Origin of the sequence: Streptococcus cristatus, from assembly GCF_001578775.1 — a bacterium.
GTDB lineage: Bacteria > Bacillota > Bacilli > Lactobacillales > Streptococcaceae > Streptococcus > Streptococcus cristatus_A.
In genome coordinates, this window is record NZ_KQ969102.1 from 1 (window position 1) to 242 (window position 242).

Annotated in this window: 1 pseudogene; it reads left to right on the forward strand. The window is 46.3% G+C overall.

The window, feature by feature from the left end:
- A pseudogene (locus SCRDD08_RS11755) lies at nucleotides 1-242 on the forward strand (hypothetical protein); the annotation flags it as partial.

Genomic DNA, 242 nt, shown 5'->3' on the forward strand with positions numbered 1-242 from the left:
ACTTGATAAGAACGGTAACGGTGAGCTTGATCCAGATGAAGTAACATCTTCAACTATCGTCAAAGATGGTAAGGATGGAAAAGCTGGGGCAACCGGAGCCAAAGGCGATAAAGGTGAAACTGGAGCTACAGGCGCAACTGGTGCTAAAGGTGAAGATGGCAAGCCATCATTGGCTCAAGTCGTAGACAACAACGACGGTACTCATACTGTTAAAGTTGGTCTTGATAAGAATGGCAACGGTC